The organism is Microbacterium sp. SORGH_AS_0454 (assembly GCF_031453395.1).
Taxonomy (GTDB): domain Bacteria; phylum Actinomycetota; class Actinomycetes; order Actinomycetales; family Microbacteriaceae; genus Microbacterium.
Genome location: NZ_JAVIYS010000001.1, coordinates 1,139,811 through 1,157,709, shown reverse-complemented (window position 1 = coordinate 1,157,709; position 17,899 = coordinate 1,139,811). Strand labels below are relative to the sequence as shown.

12 protein-coding genes are annotated in these 17,899 nt (G+C 70.1%); 9 read left to right on the top strand and 3 right to left on the bottom strand.

The features are described from left to right. Nucleotides 1-4: 4 nt before the first annotated feature. Nucleotides 5-985 carry a DnaJ C-terminal domain-containing protein gene (locus tag QE454_RS05290; RefSeq protein WP_307313764.1) on the top strand — a complete coding sequence of 327 codons (981 nt, stop codon included), beginning with the start codon at nt 5-7 and terminating at the stop codon, nt 983-985. Nucleotides 986-1,076: 91 nt separating this feature from the next. Beyond that, nucleotides 1,077-1,514 carry a heat shock protein transcriptional repressor HspR gene (locus QE454_RS05285; protein WP_056224717.1) on the top strand — a complete coding sequence of 146 codons (438 nt, stop codon included), beginning with the start codon at nt 1,077-1,079 and terminating at the stop codon, nt 1,512-1,514. A 160-nt stretch (nt 1,515-1,674) separates the two neighbouring features. On the opposite strand, the gene QE454_RS05280 is transcribed toward QE454_RS05285, so the two are convergent. Continuing rightward, the gene (locus QE454_RS05280) at nt 1,675-2,268 is read right to left on the bottom strand and encodes a hypothetical protein (protein WP_210076852.1); all 594 of its coding nucleotides are present in this window, start codon (nt 2,266-2,268) and stop codon (nt 1,675-1,677) included. Nucleotides 2,269-2,428: 160 nt separating this feature from the next. Here QE454_RS05280 and QE454_RS05275 point away from each other — a divergent pair, with 160 nt between their 5' ends. The 6 genes from QE454_RS05275 (at nt 2,429) to QE454_RS05250 (ending at nt 13,508) form a co-directional block, all read left to right on the top strand. Next, nucleotides 2,429-4,156 (top strand): ABC transporter ATP-binding protein, encoded by a 1,728-nt coding sequence (locus QE454_RS05275; RefSeq protein ID WP_307457319.1) that lies wholly within the window; start codon nt 2,429-2,431, stop codon nt 4,154-4,156. Beyond that, nucleotides 4,153-6,324 (top strand): ABC transporter ATP-binding protein, encoded by a 2,172-nt coding sequence (locus QE454_RS05270; RefSeq protein ID WP_307457322.1) that lies wholly within the window; start codon nt 4,153-4,155, stop codon nt 6,322-6,324. The genes QE454_RS05275 and QE454_RS05270 overlap by 4 nt, the downstream gene beginning before the upstream one ends. Before the next feature lie 196 nt (nt 6,325-6,520). Then, nucleotides 6,521-7,777 carry a glycosyltransferase gene (locus QE454_RS05265; protein WP_373459396.1) on the top strand — a complete coding sequence of 419 codons (1,257 nt, stop codon included), beginning with the start codon at nt 6,521-6,523 and terminating at the stop codon, nt 7,775-7,777. 5 nt (nt 7,778-7,782) lie between these two features. After that, on the top strand, nt 7,783-9,051 hold the full coding sequence (locus QE454_RS05260) for a glycosyltransferase (RefSeq protein WP_307457325.1): 1,269 nt from the start codon (nt 7,783-7,785) through the stop codon (nt 9,049-9,051). Between the two features lie 476 nt (nt 9,052-9,527). Further along, complete coding sequence (locus QE454_RS05255; protein WP_307457331.1) at nt 9,528-10,535, top strand: GlxA family transcriptional regulator; 1,008 nt, start codon at nt 9,528-9,530, stop codon at nt 10,533-10,535. Between the two features lie 774 nt (nt 10,536-11,309). Beyond that, the gene (locus QE454_RS05250; protein WP_307313751.1) at nt 11,310-13,508 is read left to right on the top strand and encodes an ATP-dependent Clp protease ATP-binding subunit; all 2,199 of its coding nucleotides are present in this window, start codon (nt 11,310-11,312) and stop codon (nt 13,506-13,508) included. 362 nt (nt 13,509-13,870) lie between these two features. Here QE454_RS05250 and QE454_RS05245 read toward each other — a convergent pair whose 3' ends face one another. Next, a complete protein-coding gene (locus QE454_RS05245; protein ID WP_210076863.1) occupies nt 13,871-14,455 on the bottom strand; it encodes a nitroreductase family protein in 585 nt (194 codons plus the stop codon). Between the two features lie 159 nt (nt 14,456-14,614). Then, complete coding sequence (locus tag QE454_RS05240; RefSeq protein WP_307457335.1) at nt 14,615-15,976, bottom strand: glucose-6-phosphate dehydrogenase; 1,362 nt, start codon at nt 15,974-15,976, stop codon at nt 14,615-14,617. Nucleotides 15,977-16,089: 113 nt separating this feature from the next. On the opposite strand from QE454_RS05240, the gene QE454_RS05235 reads away from it, so the two are divergent. Further along, the gene (locus tag QE454_RS05235; RefSeq protein ID WP_307457336.1) at nt 16,090-17,871 is read left to right on the top strand and encodes a glycoside hydrolase family 15 protein; all 1,782 of its coding nucleotides are present in this window, start codon (nt 16,090-16,092) and stop codon (nt 17,869-17,871) included. Nucleotides 17,872-17,899: the final 28 nt, after the last annotated feature.

The following is a 17,899-nucleotide window of genomic DNA, read 5'->3' as shown; positions in this document are numbered from 1 at the left end:
ACGAATGGCGAGTCAGGACTGGTTCGACAAGGACTTCTACAAGGTCCTCGGTGTCGACAAGAGCGTCAGCGCTGCCGATCTGAAGAAGACGTACCGCAAGCTCGCGCGCCAGTACCACCCCGACTCGAACCCGGGAGACGCGAAGGCCGAGGCGAAGTTCAAAGAGATCAGCGAGGCCTACTCGGTGCTCAACGACCCCGAGCAGCGCGAGGAGTACGACCAGATCCGGGCCATGGGCTCGGGGGCGCGCTTCTCGGCTCCGGGGGCCGGGGGCGGGGGCGGCTTCGACGACGTCTTCAGCCGCTTCGGCCAGGGGCGCCAGGCGCCATCCGGCGGCTTCGACGACTTCTTCACGATGTTCGACCAGCAGGGCGGCGGCTTCGGCTCCGGCCGGTTCGGCCAGACGACCGGAGGGTTCCGCGGCTTCGGCGGTCCACAGAAGGGCGCCGACGTCACCGCGCGGACGACGCTCGACTTCGTCACCGCGGCCAAGGGCGAGACCATCACCCTCGCGGGCGAAGACAACGTGCCGTTCAAAGTGAAGATCCCGGCCGGCGTCTCGGACGGGCAGAAGATCCGTCTGCGCGGACGGGGGCGCAAGTCGCCCGACGGCGGCGAGAGCGGCGACATCGTCGTGACCGTCGCGGTGCGTCCGCACCCGGTGTTCACGAGGGACGGACTCAACCTCCGCCTCACCGTGCCGGTCACCTTCACCGAGGCGGCGCTGGGCGCGACCATCGAGGTGCCGACGCTGGGGGGCGACCCCGTCCGCCTGCGCGTCGCCCCCGGAACACCGTCCGGCCGCGTGCTGCGCGTCAAGGGACGCGGAATCGAGACCACGAAGGGCTCCGGCGACCTGCTCGCCGAGGTCCAGGTCGCGGTTCCCACTCATCTCGACGACGCCGCTCGCGAAGCCCTCGAGCGGTTCCACGAGCTCGAGCCCAAAGAGAACCCCCGCGCCGACCTGATGGCCAAGGCGCGATAACACCGCGCGCGTCGCCGAGGTTCTCGGCATCCGATACGACAGGATGCCGAGAACCCGGCACCGCACCCGGCACGACGAAAGAGGTGAAGACGTGTCCGAGAGAGAGATCGACGAAGACGCTCCGATCTTCGCCATCGCCGCGGCCGCCGAGCTGTCGAACATGCACCCGCAGACCCTGCGGCAGTACGACCGGCTCGGTCTCGTCGTGCCCGCGCGCACACAGGGCGGGTCACGGCGGTACTCGAGCCGCCACGTGCAGCAGTTGCGCGAAGTCGCACGGCTCTCGGGCGAGGGCATGAGCCTGCCGGCCATCGCCCGCCTGCTCGCCCTCGAGGAGCGGGTGCACGAGCTCGCCCGCCGTGTGAACGACCTCGAACGTCAGCTCACGATCGAGCGGCAGTCCCGCCCCGGGGCCCGTGTCTTCGCGGCCGGGGCGACCGGATCGGTCGTGACCCTCCGCCATGGAGCCCGCGTGCGCCGCGCCACCGACATCGTGCTGTGGCGGCCGCGCGACATGCACGGCGACTGAAGCGCCGTCTTCTTCTCGGTGTCTCCCGGAGTCGTCGGCCGATAACACCCGTCTTGCTCCGTCGGTGCGACGACACAGGGGTGTGCCTCGGTAGCAGGGCGGTTCCGCCGAGATCTCCCCGTGTCGAACGCGACGGCCGTTCTCCGAACGGTTCCCCGGGTCAGGCCGGGTCGAGTCGCAGGACCGTGGGCGACTCGCCGAGCTTCATGTCGTCGACCACCCGGATCGTGCGCGCCACCTCGTCGACCGACGCGATGACCGTGCCGAAACGCTCGCGATCCGAGCACACGGCCGTCACGGTGACGAAGTGCGAACCCGTGTCCCACGTGTAGGTGGCGAACGGCGGCGTCTTCGGATCGCTCGGGAGCGGCATCGCGAGCTTCTCGCCCACACCGAGATGGGGGTTTCGGAACGACTCGGTGTCGTCGTACTCCATCGGCATCATCGCGCGAGCGGTTCGCAGCTGGGGCGTGGCCTCTTGCAGCTGCGCCATCACGACGAGCAGCTCGGGGTCGCTCTTCCAGACCCAGACGAGCACGCGCCCGGCCGCGCGGCGCATGAGAAGGGGCGCCGCCTGGCTCAGGATCCAGGCGAACGCACCGCCGCCCGGCTTCGGAGCGGCGCCGGCGGCCTGATTGGCCTGGCTCAGCAGCATGCCGATCGCGGCCTTCCGGTGGCGGCGGCCGCGGAAGCCGAGCGAACCCGTCACGGGCACCCAGAGGTCGGCGGGGGCGTCGGCCTGCAGTCGGGACATGCGATCAGCCTACGATCCGGCGCCGGGGAGCGGGATACCGGCTCCCGGCGTTCGCGGCGGGAGAACGCCCCCACACCGGAGCGGGTGGCCGTTGTCGGAGGTCGGTGCCAGTCTGGGTCCAGCGGTCATCGCGACCGCGTCGATCTGCTCGGAGGGCTTCGTGCTCGGCAAACTCCTCATCCGCTATCTCTCGCGTTATCGCTGGTTGCTGGTCGCCATCCTGGTGTTCCAGGCGGCGTCCGCGATCGCGACGCTCTATCTCCCGCGCCTGAACGCCGACATCATCAACCTCGGCGTCGCGCGCGGTGACACGGGCTTCATCTGGTCGCAGGGCGGGCTCATGCTCCTGATCTCGCTCGGGCAGATCGTGGCATCCGTGATCGCCACCTACTTCGCCGCGCGGGCCGCGATGGCCGCGGGCCGTGACATCCGCCTCGACGTGTTCGAGCGCGTGAGCGGCTTCTCCGAGCGCGAGCTGTCGCAGTTCGGCGCGGGCTCTCTCATCACGCGCAACACCAACGACGTCCAGCAGGTGCAGATGCTGGCGATGATGGGCGCGACCATGCTCGTCAGCGCCCCGCTGCTCGCCATCGGCGGCATCGTCATGGCCCTGCAGCAAGACGTCGGTCTCAGCTGGCTGATCGCCGTCGCGGTGCCCGCCCTGCTCGTGGCGGCCGGGCTCATCATCGCGCGCATGGTGCCGCTGTTCCGCAGCTACCAGACCAAGCTCGACGCGGTGAACCGCGTCATGCGCGAACAGCTCACGGGAGTTCGCGTCGTGCGGGCCTTCGTCCGTGAGCGCATCGAAGAAGAGCGCTTCCGCGAGGCCAACACCGACATCCTCGTGGTGGGTCGCAAGGTGGGCTCGCTCTTCGTGCTGCTCTTCCCGTTGGCGATGCTCGTCCTCAACGTCACGGTGGTCGGTGTCATCTGGTTCGGCGGCATCCAGGTCGATGCCGGCGGCGTCGAGATCGGCACGCTGTTCGCCTTCATCCAATACGTGGCGCAGATCCTCGGCGGCGTCCTCATGGCGAGCTTCATGACCGTGATGATCCCGCGTGCCGCCGTCTCGGCCGAGCGCATCGGCGAGGTGCTCGACAGTCGATCGACGCTCGAGCGTCCGGCGAATCCCGTCGAGCGACTGCCCGACCCCGGCGCGATCGTGTTCGACGACGTCGCCTTCGCATACCCGGGCGCGGAGTCTCCCGTCGTCTCGGGGATCAGCTTCACGGCCCGACCCGGCGAGACCGTCGCGATCGTCGGCTCCACCGGTGCGGGCAAGACGACACTCGTCTCGCTCATCCCACGCCTGTTCGACGTCACGTCGGGTGCCGTGCGCGTCGGCGGTGTCGACGTTCGACAGGCCGATCTCGACGTGCTGTGGAAGAGCATCGGGCTCGTGCCGCAGCGGCCCTTCCTCTTCAGCGGCACGGTCGCATCCAACCTCCGCTTCGGACGTGAAGAGGCCACCGACGCCGAGCTCTGGCATGCCCTCGAGATCGCTCAGGGCCGCGACTTCGTGGAGGCGATGGAGGGCCGGCTCGAGGGGCGCATCGCACAGGGTGGGACGAACGTGTCGGGCGGTCAGCGCCAACGCCTCGCGATCGCGCGGGCCATCGTGCACCGCCCCGCGGTGCTGGTCTTCGACGATTCGTTCTCGGCACTCGACCTCAGCACCGACGCTCGATTGCGACAAGCGCTGTGGAAAGAGCTACCGGAGGTGACCAAGATCGTCGTGGCGCAGCGCGTGTCGACCATCACGGGCGCCGACCGCATCGTGGTGCTCGAGGACGGTCGCATGGCCGGCCTCGGCACGCACGACGAGCTGCTGGCCACGAGCGCCACCTACCGCGAGATCGTCGAGTCGCAGCTGGGGGTCGAGGCATGAGCACTCCCGACACCCTCACCGAGGAAGAGCGCGCCGAGGCAGAACTCGCCGAACAGGCGCGACTGAACTCCGGCAGCTGGGACAGCGTCGCGCCCGGGAAGGCCTCGAACTTCGGACCCAGCTTCCGCCGCCTCGTCGGGCTTCTGCGGCCGCACGCCGCGGCCTTCGTCTTCGTATCGATCCTCGGCGCCCTCGGCGTCGTCCTCGCGGTGCTCGCACCGCGCGTGCTGGGGGATGCGACGAACATCATCTTCGAAGGCGTCGTCTCGAAAGGCCTCGCCCAGCAGTTCGCCGCCGGCACCTCGCAGGCCGAGGTCGTCGACGCCCTGCGCTCCGCCGGTCAGAACGACATCGCCAACATCGTCGGCGCGATGGACGACTTCTCCGTGGGGGCCGGGGTCGATTTCGACGCGCTCCGACGCGTCATCGTGACGGTGCTCGCGATCTACGTCGGCTCGTCGCTGCTGTCGTGGATCCAGGGCTACGTGATCAACGTCATCATGGTGCGCACCATGTGGCGCCTGCGCGAAGACGTCGAGGCGAAGATCAACCGCCTGCCGCTGTCGTACTTCGACAGGGTCCAGCGCGGAGAACTCATCTCCCGTGTGACCAACGACATCGACAACATCACGCAGACGATGCAGCAGTCGCTCTCGAGCGCCCTGACCTCGGTGCTGACCGTCGTGGGCGTGCTCATCATGATGTTCACGATCTCGTGGCAGCTCGCGCTCGTCGCCCTCGTCTCGCTGCCGCTCATGGCGGTCATCTTCGGCGTCATCGGGCCGAAGTCGCAGAAGGCCTTCGGCGAGCAGTGGAAGAAGGTCGGTCGCCTGAACGCCCGCGTCGAAGAGTCCTTCTCGGGTCACGCCCTCGTGAAGGTCTACGGCCGCGAGAAGGACGCGCGCGAGAAGTTCGAGGTCGAGAACGAGGAGCTGTACCGGGCGAGCTTCACGGCGCAGTTCCTCTCGGGCATGATCATGCCGGGCATGATGTTCGTCGGAAACCTCACCTACGTCGGCATCGCCGTGCTCGGCGGACTGATGGTGGCCGGCGGACAGATCCGCCTCGGTGACGTGCAGGCCTTCATCCAGTATTCGCAGCAGTTCACGCAGCCGTTGTCGCAGCTGGGCGGAATGGCAGCGGTCGTGCAATCGGGCACCGCCTCGGCCGAGCGCGTCTTCGCGCTTCTCGACGCCGAGGAGCAGGACCCCGATGCCGCGGACGCCCCGACCCACGTCGACGGACGCGGTGTCATCGAGTTCCAGAACGTCCGGTTCTCGTATACGCCGGAGCGGCCGCTGATCACCGACCTGTCGTTCCGGGTGGAGCCCGGGCAGACCGTGGCGATCGTCGGCCCGACCGGTGCGGGCAAGACCACTCTGGTGAACTTGATCATGCGGTTCTACGAGCTCGACGGCGGGCGCATCCTGCTCGACGGGCAGGACATCGCCGAGCTCCGACGCGACGACGTGCGTTCGCGTACGGGCATGGTGCTGCAGGATCCCTGGCTCTTCGCCGGATCGATCCGCGACAACATCCGCTACGGCCGCGAGAGCGCCACCGACGACGAGATCATCGAGGCCGCCGTGGCGACCCGCGTCGACCAGTTCGTGCACTCGCTCCCCGAGGGGTACGACACCGTGCTCGACGAGGACGCAGCCAACGTCTCGGCGGGCGAGAAGCAGCTCATCACGATCGCGCGGGCGTTCGTCGCGCGCCCGTCGGTGCTGATCCTCGACGAGGCGACCTCGTCGGTCGACACCCGCACCGAGCTGCTGCTGCAGCAGGCGATGGCCGCGCTGCGCGAGGGGCGGACGTCGTTCGTGATCGCGCACCGCCTGTCGACGATCCGCGATGCGGACCTCATCCTGGTGATGGAGCACGGCGACATCGTCGAGAAGGGCACGCACGACGAGCTCATCGCGCTCGAGGGGGCGTACTACCGCCTCTACCGTTCGCAGTTCGAACAGGCCACGACCGACCTCGACCCGGTCTCGGCGGAGGGGCAGCGCGACGGCGACCCGCCGCGCTCACCGGCGACGGATGACGCCGTGGTGGTCTCGGCGATGGCGGTGGCGGCATCCGAGGTCCCTGCCGCGGCAGGCACCGATGGTCCGCCGCGTCCTGCGCAGGGCGTCCCTGCCTCCGAGCCCCGAACCGACGAGTGACGTCACCGCTTCGCGTCAGCCCTCGAAGCCCGCTCGGTTCCGCGCCGGGCGGGCTTCGTCGTCCGTCCGGGATCCGGGGGACCGTCGGCGCCACCCGTGAAGCGGCCCGGGGCCTCCGAAATTCGCTCGGGTACAGTGGGGAAGCGCATGCACCTTCCCCTCGCCACGACCGCCGCATAGATAGGCCTCACCCCTCGTGACCACTCCTGCGACGCCCGCCGATCCTCCCGCGCCCGCCGCGTCGACCGACTCCTCGACCGCGCCCGAAGCGGTGCCGGCCCCCGATCGGCCGCTGCGGATCCTCATCGGCGCCGACACCTTCCTCCCGCACGTCAACGGTGCCGCCCGCTTCGCCGAACGTCTCGCGGCGGGTCTCGTCGCCCGCGGACACGAGGTGCACGTCGCGGCCCCCAGCGCGCAGCACGGCAAAGTCGGCACCGGCACAGAGGTCATCGAAGACCAGCCGATGACGGTGCACCGGCTGCCCTCTCACCGTTTCCTGCCGCACGACTGGCTCACCTTCGTGTTTCCGTGGCGCGCGAAGCACTACGCCCGCATCCTGCTCGACGAGATCAAGCCCGATGTCGTGCACATCCAGTCGCACATCATCATCGGTCGCGGTCTCGCCCGCGAGGCGCGCAAGCGCGGCATCCCGGTGATCGCGACGAACCACGTGATGGCCGAGAACATCCTCGATTTCACGACCCTGCCCGACGCGCTCGACCGCCTCTTCGTGAAGCTGGCCTGGGCCGACGCGGAGCGCACGTTCAAGATGACGCGTGCGGTGACGACCCCCACCCGCAAGGCGGCCGACTTCCTCGAGTCGACGATCGACATCTCGGGCGTCATCCCCATCTCGTGCGGTATCGACCGCTCCAACTACCGGCCCGACTTCACGCCGCGCGATGCCAACCGCATCCTGTTCGTCGGGCGGCTGACGACCGAGAAGCACATCGACGTCGTGCTGACGGCGTTGTCGCAGCTCGACCCCGCTCTCGATGCCACCTTCGACATCGTCGGCGGCGGCGACCAGCGCGCCAAGCTCGAGACCCTCGCGCAGCAGCTCGGAGTCGCCTCGCGGGTGACGTTCCACGGCCACGCCTCCGAAGAGGACCTGCGCACGCTGTACTCACGGGCCAGTGTCTTCGCCATCGCCTCGATCGCGGAGCTGCAGTCGATCGCCACGATGGAGGCCATGGCATCCGGCCTGCCGATCGTCGCCGCGAACGCCGTGGCCCTCCCGCACCTCGTGCACGAGGGAGACAACGGCTACCTCTTCGAGCCGGGCAATGCCGAAGAGCTCGCCGCGCGCCTGACCGACGTGCTCAGTGCGGCTCCCGACGAGCGAAAGCGTATGCAGCAGGCGTCCCTCGATGCCGTCGCCGTGCACGACATCAACCGCACGCTCAACACCTTCGAGGCGCTGTACCGCGGTCGACCGCTGCCGGAGTAACACCCGTGCACGTCGTGATGTTCGCCGACCAGCACCTCGAGTCGCTCGGCGGCGCGCAGGTGTCGATGCGGTTGCAGAAGCGCTTCCTCGAGCGCGCGGGTCACGTCGTCACGGTCGTGGCGCCGCGCCTGCATCGACCGGCCGACCACGACGCGGCCTACCTCGACCTGCCGTCGATCGCGATCACCCCCGACCGCGAGTACGCGCTGACCTGGCCGGGCACCCGGACGGACAGATTCCTGGATGCCGAGATGGGCGCGCGGCTCCCGGTCGACGTCGTGCACGTGCAGGCCGACTTCTGGGGCGCGTTCATCGGCCACCGCTACGCCGCTCGCCACGGCCTGCCGGTGGTGCACACCATGCACAACCGCGTCGACGTGGGGATCGAGGCGACCGCGCCTTTCCCCGGGCTCGTGCTGCGCGCGCTCAACGCCTGGGCGCGGCGAGTGCTTCCGGACGCTGTCGGGTCTCGCGCGAGCGCGCCGACCTCGGAGGGCTCGGTCGCGTCTGTGCAAGGTCGGCGAGTGGCGCCGAGTCCGGCGACCCCGCGCCCCGCCGACGGGTGGGCGTTCCTGCGACAGCTCGCCCGCCTTTCGCGAGCCGTCACCGCCCCCTCCGGCCACTTCGCCCGCCGCCTCGAGACGCACGGCGTCGCCGATGCGGTCGACGTCATCTGGAACGGCATCGACGACGATGTGCTCGACGCGGCACTGAGCGCCGAGGCGGGGGTTCGCCGGCCCGGCCGCCCGCGGTTCATCTGGCTCGGCCGCATGAGTCCCGAGAAGCGCCTTCTGCCGTTCCTCGAGGCGGTCGTCGCCTCGGGAATCGACGCCGAGGTCGAGATCGTCGGCGGCGGGGCTCAGCTGCGCGCCGCGCGACGACTGATCGAACGGTCGTCGCCCGTGGCCTCGGTGATCTTCTCGGGCCGTCTGCCCTACGCCGAGACACTCCGGCGTCTCGGCGATGCCGACGTCGTCGTGCAGACCTCGATCGGGTTCGAGACCCAGGGCATGACGGTGTTCGAGGCGGCCTCGCTGGGGACCCCCGCCGTGGTGAGCGACCCCGACATCGCCGCCGAGCTCGGCTCGGGCGTCTGGGCGGTTCGGGATGCCACGGTCCCGGCGCTCGCGGAGGCCCTGCGCCGTGCCGCGGACGACGTCGCCGCCGGCTCCCCGATCGTGCCCGATCCCTCCATCGCCGAGCGGTTCCGCCAGTCCTCGCGCACGGCAGCGATGGTCGACGTGTACGCTCGCGCGGTCGCCGCGGGACGCTGAGACGACCGGTCCGAGCGGATCGGAAGACCCCGCACGCGCGCGGACGGAGCGTGTCGCGACGCGCCGGGGTGCCGGCATCCGGGATCGGGGTGTGTTTCCCTGTCTGCGACCGTGCGCGCGGCGGTGGCCGTCACGGGTGTGGGCGCGACGGCGGGGCCGGTCGCGGCGTGCCGGGTCTCGGGGGCTGCCACCCGCAGCGTCTCGAGCGGCGCCTGGTTCTTCGCCGCGCGGGGCTCTTGCGGGGCCTCGCCCCTCGCCGCGCGGGGCTCTCGCGGGTCCACACGCCGGGGGTCCGTGGGAACCCGGCCGTAGCCGTCGGTGCGGACGAGCCACACGGTTCCGACGATGCCGGCCAGAGAAAGGATGCCGAGGGCGATGAAGTAAGCCATGGCAGGAAAGCTACGGGTAGAGGAATGGTGCCCACGAGTGGCATGATGGACGCCTGTCGTCAGATTTCTGCCACACCGGAGGTTCGCATGCGCTCGGTCGCCGTCGTCATCCAGCCCGGGTTCGCCCCGTTCGAGTTCGGTCTCGCCTGCGAGGCATTTGGCTTGGACCGCAGCGATGACGGCATCCCGAACTTCGACTTCCGAATCGTCGCGCCCGACCCCGGTGTGGTGCCGTCGAACATCGGGTTCTCGGTCAACGTCGAGCGCGGACTGGATGCGGCCGCCGACGTCGACATTCTCGTGCTCGCGCCGATACCGCGCGCGCAGTGGGGAGCCGTCGACCCGCGCGTGATCGAGGTCGTCCGTCGGGCTCACGAGCGCGGCGCGTGGCTGCTGAGCGTATGCAGCGGGTCGTTCGTGATCGCGGCATCCGGGGTCCTCGACGGCAAGCGGGCGACGACGCACTGGCGCTACGCCGACGTCATGGCGCGGATGTACCCCGAGATCGAGGTGGATCCCGACGTGCTCTACGTGCAGTCCGGGAACATCATCACCAGTGCCGGCACCGCCGCCGGGCTCGACGCGAGCCTCCACCTGCTGCGTCAGGAGCTGGGCTCCGAACTCGCCAACCGCATCGCCCGTCGTATGGTCGTGGCGCCCCAACGCGACGGAGGCCAAGCGCAGTTCATCGCCTCGCCGATCCCGATCGATTCCTCGCTCTCGCTCGCCCCGGTCACCGAGTGGATGCTGCAGAATCTGGATGGCGAGCTCTCGGTCGATCGGCTCGCGGCGCGCGCCCACATGTCGCCGCGCACCTTCGCTCGGCGGTTCAAGGCGGACCTGGGGGTGACCCCGGCCGCGTGGCTCGCGCGTCAGCGTCTGCTGCACGCCCAGCGGATGCTCGAGCAGACCGACCTGGGCCTCGATCGGATCGCCGCGGAGTGCGGTTTCGGCTCGGCCGCGGTGCTGCGCCAGAACTTCGCCCGCACGATGGGGCTGACCCCCACGGCGTACCGCGCGCGTTTCTCGTGCGGCGAGCCCGTGGCGTCCGGGGCTGATGTTCCCGCGCGGGATGAGGAGCCGATCCCGGCCTGAGCTCGCCGGGTCGGGTTCCGGTCTCCACGGGTCCCGGCCGGTGGTCCGGTGCGCCGGCCCGGACAGGTGTCCCGGTTCTGTGCCTCGGTCCGGTGTGCCTGCTCGGTGTCTCGGTGTGCCTGCCCGGTGTCCTGGCCCGGTGTCCTGGTGTGCCTGCCCGGTGTCCCGGTCCGGTGTCCTTGTGTGCCTGCCCGGTGTCCCGGTCCGGTGTCCTGGTGTCCCGGTCCGGTGTCCTGGTGTCCCGGTGTGCCTACCCGGTGTCCCGGTGTCCTGGCCCGGTGTCCTGGTGGTCCGGCTCGTGGCGCGGTCGGTGGCCCGTCTCCGGTGAGCCGACGGTTCGCCGCCCTGTGCCGTCGTGCGGAGTTCGCGGTCGACGCCTGTTCCGGCGGGCGTGGTGGCGGCGTGTCGGACGGAACTCCGCGCGACGGTCGGTGGTGCCGTGTGCGGCGGGGTGTGGCTTGCGCCCGAAGCGGAGCCGCGGGGCAGGGCCGTCGGGCGGAGAACGACGCTGACACGCCGTTTCGCCGCCGCCCCCACCGGCGTGGCTCGGCAATGCTCCGCATGACGGCCCGCCTCGACCCGCACCTCGGCCTCCGCCTCGACCTCGGCCCGCACCTCGACCTCGACCCCGACCTCGACCTCGACCGGGTCTTCCCCGTGTCACGGCCCCGTCCCGGGTGGCCCGACCCCCATTGCCCCGTGACTTCCCCGCTGCTAAACTTGAGTCAAAGCAGCTCAACTTTTGAGGCGGCGAACAGACTTTCAGGAGAACACATGAACGCCACACAACAGCCGGGGCAGGAGGACGCGCGCAGCGCCCTCGAGCAATTCGGCATCAACCTCACCGACCGGGCTCGCCAGGGCAAGCTCGATCCCGTGATCGGGCGCGACGGCGAGATCCGCCGCGTCAGCCAGGTGCTCACCCGGCGCACGAAGAACAACCCCGTGCTCATCGGCGAACCCGGCGTCGGCAAGACCGCCGTCGTCGAGGGGCTCGCGCAGCGCATCGTCGCGGGCGACGTCGCCGAGAGCCTCAAGAACAAAGAGCTGGTCTCGCTCGATATCTCGGCTCTCGTCGCGGGGGCGATGTATCGCGGCCAGTTCGAGGAGCGCCTCAAGAGCGTCCTCAAAGAGATCACCGAGTCCGACGGCCGCATCATCACGTTCATCGACGAACTGCACGTCCTCATGGGCGCGGGTGGTGGCGAGGGGTCGGTTGCGGCAAGCAACATGCTCAAGCCGATGCTCGCGCGCGGCGAACTGCGCCTGATCGGTGCGACGACGCTGGACGAGTACCGCGAGTTCATCGAGAAGGATGCGGCGCTCGAGCGGCGCTTCCAGCAGGTCTACGTCGGCGAGCCCACGGTCGAAGACACCGTGGCGATCCTGCGCGGCCTCAAGGAGCGGTACGAAGCTCACCACAAGGTCGCGATCGCCGACGCGGCGCTCGTGGCCGCGGCATCCCTGTCCAACCGCTACATCCCCTCGCGTCAGCTGCCCGACAAGGCCATCGATCTGATCGACGAGGCCGCCTCGCGGCTGCGCATGGAGATCGACTCCGCGCCGCTGGAGATCGACGAACTGCGCCGACACGTCGACCGCCTCAAGCTCGAGGAGCTCGCGCTGAAGAAAGAGAAGGACGACGCGTCGAAGGAGCGCCTGGCGACCCTGCGCGAGACTCTCTCCGCCGAACAGGCCAAGCTCGACGACCTGCAGGCCCGGTGGGAGCGCGAGCGCGCCTCGCTCAACCGCGTCGGTGATCTGAAGACCCGGCTGGATGCCGCTCGCGTCGACGCCGAGCGCGCGCAGCGCGAGGGCAACCTCGAGCGGGCATCGCGACTCCTCTACGCCGAGATCCCGGCTCTCGAACGCGAGCTCATGGTCGCCGAGCGCGAAGAACCGGCGGGCGACCGCATGGTCAACGATCAGGTCACCGACGAGGACATCGCGGCCGTCATCGCCGCGTGGACGGGGATTCCGGTGGGGCGCCTGCTGCAGGGCGAGACCGAGAAGCTGCTGCACCTCGAGCGCGAGCTCGGCAAGCGCCTGATCGGACAGAAGGATGCCGTGAAGGCGGTGTCCGACGCGGTGCGTCGCTCGCGCGCGGGCATCAGTGACCCGAATCGCCCGGTCGGCTCCTTCCTCTTCCTCGGCCCGACCGGCGTCGGCAAGACGGAGCTGGCGAAGTCGCTCGCCGACTTCCTCTTCGACGACGAGCACGCCATGGTGCGCATCGACATGTCGGAGTACGGCGAGAAGCACTCGGTCTCGCGCTTGGTCGGTGCCCCTCCGGGGTATGTCGGGTACGAGGCCGGCGGACAGCTCACCGAGGCCGTGCGTCGGCGCCCCTACAGCGTCGTGCTGCTCGACGAGGTCGAGAAGGCGCACCCCGAGGTGTTCGACGTGCTGCTGCAGGTCATGGACGACGGTCGCCTGACCGACGGCCAGGGTCGCACGGTCGACTTCACCAACGTCATCCTGATCCTGACCTCGAATCTCGGGTCGCCCATCCTCATCGATCCGACCCTGTCGATCGACGCCAAGCGCGAGCAGGTGCAGGCGCTCGTGCGCCAGGCCTTCAAACCCGAGTTCGTGAACCGCCTCGACGACATCGTCATCTTCCAGGCGCTCAGCCAGGACGACCTCGCACAGATCGTCGAGCTCGCGGTCGACGCGCTGCACAAGCGCCTGCGCGAGCGGCGGCTGAGCCTCGCGGTCACACCCGATGCCCGGTCGTGGCTCTCCGAGCGCGGCTACGACCCGGTGTACGGTGCCCGGCCCTTGCGCCGTCTGATCCAGACCGAGATCCAGAACCGCCTCGCCATGGCGATCCTCGCCGGAACGGTGCGCGACGGCGACGTCGTTCGGGTCGATGTGGCCAGCGACGGCGACTCGCTCGTGCTCGTGAGCACCGGCCCCGCGCAACCGGAGCCGGGCGACGACGACGTCATCGAGGCGGAGATCGTCGAGTAGCGGGAGCGAGGGGGGATGCCGCGTCGAGGGCGTGGCATCCCCCCTCTGCGTTCGAGGATGCGGCGCGTCTCCCGCTCGCTCGACGTCCCATGCATGAGCGCCGTTTCCCGCTCTTCCCCCCCCGCCCGTGCATAAACGCGCTCTGCTCGCAAAAACGCGAGCAGAGCGTGTTTCTGCGCGCAAATAGCGTTTATGCGGGCGGGGGGCGGGGGGGGAGACGGCGACCCGGTCCCGGTTGCCCCGCGGGGCAGCCCGGACTCCGGACCAGCCGCGCCGCGCGAACGAGAACGCTCCCCGCCCGGAGGGACGCCGTACGAGGGCGGTCCTCCCGGCGGGGAGCGTCGGAGGGCGGATGCCGTGGCTCAGTCGTCGACGAGCAGCGACTCCTCGACCGTGCGGCGCTGGCGCGGCGCGAGCTCGCGCTGACGCAGGCCCTCTTCGGCGGCGTCGACGTCGCCCAGGGCGCCCACCGCGATCACGGTGACGGGGGTGAAGCGGGCGTCGATGTCGAACGCCGCGCGCAGGTCGTCGGCGACGAAGCCGCCCATCTGGTGGGTGGCGAGGCCCTCGGCGTGCGCCTGCACGGTGAAGTGGGCGGCGGCCTGTCCGCTGTCGTACAGAGCCCAGGTACGAGCCTCGCCGTCTTCTGTCTCGGTCTCGGCGAGCACGACGAGAAGAGCGCCGGCCGCGGGAGCCCAGGCCTGGTTGAAGCCCATCAACGAGGCGACGACGCGCTCGTGCGCGGCGGTGCCCCGGCGCGCCACGATGAAGCGCCACGGCTGGAAGTTCATGCCCGAGGGAGCCCAGCGGGCGGCCTCGAGGGCGGAGCGCAGGGCCGACTCGTCGATCGGCGTCTCGGGGTCGAAGACGCGGGTGCTCCAACGCTCGGCGAGGACGTCGAGGATGGGGGCGTCGGTGGGGGCGGTGCGGTCGAGGGTGAGAGACATGGGGACTCCTGAGAACGAGGGCTGATCCGGGACGCCGTTGACCCGAGCCATTCAACGCCATGAGACGGCGAAGTGTTCCCGTGTGAACCTATAGGTCTGCGATGAGCCGCCGGTCCGCAACCGGCGGCGCCGAGGCCCCGGTGCGCGCGGCGGCGTCGGTCAGGCGTTCCACGACGCGGGACCGGCGGTACCCGCCGGGTAATCGTCGAGCGGGACCTCGCCCTTGCGCCACGCGTCGATGACCGGCTGAACGATGCGCCAGCACTGCTCGGCCGCATCGCCGCGGACGGCGAGCATGGCGTCCCCATCGAGGATGCCGGAGAGGACTTCGCCGTAGGCCTTGAGGGCACCCTCGCCGAGGTGGGCGGAGAGGTTCACGCGCTCGAGGTCGAGAGGGTCGTCGGCGCCGTTGATGTTCAGGCCCAGGCTGATCGTGTCGGGCCCGAGCGAGAACACCATCTGGGAGGGCTCGCTCTCGCCGATGAACCCGTCGGGAAGATGCCGGACGGGCTTGAACGTCACGGTGACGGCCGGGTCTCCCGCACCGAGTGCCTTGCCCGAGCGCAGCAGGATCGGAACACCCTGCCAGCGGGCCGTGCGCACCTCGACGGTCATCTCGGCGAGCGTCTCGGTGTCGCGCGAGGCATCGACCCCGGGCTCGTCCACGTACGACGAGAAGTGGCGGTCGCCCACGTCGCCCGCGGTGTAGCGCGCGCGGCGCGAGTTCGCGACCGGGTCGTCGTCTTTCACGTGGGTCGCGCGCAGCACCGCCGAAGTCGCATCGCGCAGATCGAGTTGATCCAGGGATGCCGGGGGCTCCATCGTGACGAAGGCCATGACCTGCAGGAGGTGGCTCTGGATCATGTCGACCAGGGCACCGGCCGCGTCGTAGTAGCCGGCGCGGCCCTCGAGGCCCAGGGCTTCGGGGAAGTCGATGCGGATCGAGGCGATGTCGTCGGCCGACCAGACGCTCTCGACGATGCGATTCGCGAATCGCGTGCCCAGCAGGTTCAGCACGGTGGAGCGGCCGAGGAAGTGGTCGATGCGGAACACCTGGTCTTCGGGCACCAGGCTCGCCAGCTGCGTGTTCAGCGTGCGGGCGCTCGCCTCGTCGGTGCCGAACGGCTTCTCGAGGGCGAGGATCGTTCCCTCGGGGATCGTCACGTCGCTGAGCGCGAGGCACGCCTTCTCGGTGACCGCCGGGGGCACCGCGAAGTACAGGGCCGGTCGGCCCTCGGCGTCGTCGAGCAGCTTCTGCAGATCGGCGGCCGTCGTGATGTCGGCTCGAGAATAGGTCGTCTCCGAGACCGAGGCGAAGGCGTCGTCGGCATCCATCGTCTGGAAAGCCTTCTCGACCACCTCGCGCCAGTGCTCGTCGGTCCAGTCCTCCATGCCCGCCCCGTGCAGACGCACGGACCGGTTCGGCTCGCGCGAGAGCAACTGGCCGAGGGCCGGGAGCAGCAGTCGCGAAGTGAGGTCGCCCGAAGCGCCCAGGATGATCAGGGTGGTGTCCGCAGCCATGGGGTCACCGTAGCGCTCGCCCCCGACATCGCCGTGCCGCTTGCAGCGGGCGCAGGGAAGTCACTAGCGAGATCGATCGACACGATGTCGGCGGTACCTGCCACAATCCGAGGGTGACGACTCCGATCGAGGACTACGCGGTCCTCAGCAACTGCCGGTCCGCCGCTCTCGTCTCCTCCGCGGGGAGCGTCGACTGGTTGTGCCTGCCGCGGTACGACAGCGGGTCGATGTTCGGCGCCCTTCTCGGCGATGAGTCCCACGGTGCCTGGACGCTGCGTCCCGCCGACCCCGAGGCGCGGGCGACCCGGCGGTACGACGGCGACACCTTCGTGCTCGTCACGCGGTGGGAGACCTCGACCGGCATCGCCGACGTCTACGACGCCATGCCCGTCGACGAGGGCGTGGAGGCCCTCATCCGCCGCGTGGTCGGGGTCTCGGGCGAGGTCGATTTCGTCAGCGAGGTGCGTCTGCGCTTCGACTACGCCCGTGCGGTGCCGTGGGTGCGTCAGATCGGCGGCGGCGACGAGCACGTCGTCCTCGCCGCGGCCGGCCCCGATTCGGTGACGATCCGCGGACCCCGCCTGATCGCCGTCGACACCGCCCACCGCGGCCGTTGGACGACGGAGCCGGGCCGAAGCGTCGATTCCGTCCTCGCCTGGGGCCCGTCGTGGCAGGAGCCGCCCGCCGCCTTCAACGTCGAGGCGGCGCTCGAGCGCACCCGCGAATGGTGGGCCGCGTGGGCCGACCGCGTGCAGGCCGCCGGTACCCACGCGGCGCTGGTCACGCGCTCGCTCATGGTGCTGCGCGCCCTCACGCACTCCGAGACGGGCGGAATCGTGGCGGCGGCGACGACTTCTCTCCCCGAGGCCTTCGGCGGTTCCCGCAACTGGGACTACCGCTACGTCTGGCTGCGCGACGCCGCTCTCACCCTCAGCGCCTACATCGACCACGGCTACCTCGATGCCGCGCACCGCTGGCGCGACTGGCTGCTGCGCGCGATCGCGGGCGACCCGTCCGACGTGCAGATCATGTACGGCATCGCGGGGGAGCGCGACCTGCCCGAGCGCGAGATCCCCAGCCTTCCCGGCTACGGCGGCGCGGCCCCCGTGCGCATCGGCAACGGCGCGGTCGACCAGTACCAGGCCGACGTCATCGGCGAGGTGATGGTCGCGCTCGAAGCCGCGCGCAACGCCGGCGTCGAAGAGACGACGTTCTCGTGGTCGCTGCAGCGGGCGCTCCTCGACCAGCTGGCGACCGAGGTCGACCGCCCCGACCTCGGGATCTGGGAGATGCGCGGCGAACCCCACTTCTTCACGCACTCGCGGGCGATGGTGTGGGCGGCGTTCGACCGTGGCATCCGGGCCGTCGAAGAGGGCGGGCGCGACGGCGACGTCACCACGTGGCGCACCCTGCGCGATCGTGTTCGGGCCGACATCGACGCCCGCGGTGTGCACGCGGGCGGTTGGTTCACGCAGCATTTCGACACCGACGAGGTCGATGCCTCGCTTCTCGTGCTGCCGCAGGTGGGTTTCTGCGCCTACGACGATCCGCGCATGCTCGCCACCGTCGCCCGCATGGAACAGACCCTCATGCCCGACGGATGGCTGCTGCGCTACCGCACCACGGGCGTGGACGGCCTGACCGGCGACGAGCATCCCTTCCTCGCCTGCTCGTTCTGGCTGGTGGGGCAGTACGCCCACAGCGGCCGCCGCGACGAGGCCGTCGCGCTCATGCACCGGCTGACGGCCGTCGCCAACGATCTCGGCCTGTTGTCCGAGGAGTACGACCCCACGACCGGTCGTCAGGCCGGGAACACCCCGCAGGCGCTCTCGCATCTCGCCCTGGTGGGGGCGGCCGACGCCCTCGACGCCACGGCGCCCCACCGAGAGGCCTGAGCCCGCCCCGACCGCACCGGCACGGCCC

Coding starts and splice junctions, on each gene's coding strand:
- QE454_RS05290 (WP_307313764.1), top strand. CDS start 5: ATGGCGAGTCAGGACTGGTTCGACAAGGACTTCTACAAGGTCCTCGGT.
- QE454_RS05280 (WP_210076852.1), bottom strand. CDS start 2,268: ATGTCCCGACTGCAGGCCGACGCCCCCGCCGACCTCTGGGTGCCCGTG.
- QE454_RS05270 (WP_307457322.1), top strand. CDS start 4,153: ATGAGCACTCCCGACACCCTCACCGAGGAAGAGCGCGCCGAGGCAGAA.
- QE454_RS05255 (WP_307457331.1), top strand. CDS start 9,528: ATGCGCTCGGTCGCCGTCGTCATCCAGCCCGGGTTCGCCCCGTTCGAG.
- QE454_RS05250 (WP_307313751.1), top strand. CDS start 11,310: ATGAACGCCACACAACAGCCGGGGCAGGAGGACGCGCGCAGCGCCCTC.
- QE454_RS05245 (WP_210076863.1), bottom strand. CDS start 14,455: ATGTCTCTCACCCTCGACCGCACCGCCCCCACCGACGCCCCCATCCTC.
- QE454_RS05240 (WP_307457335.1), bottom strand. CDS start 15,976: ATGGCTGCGGACACCACCCTGATCATCCTGGGCGCTTCGGGCGACCTC.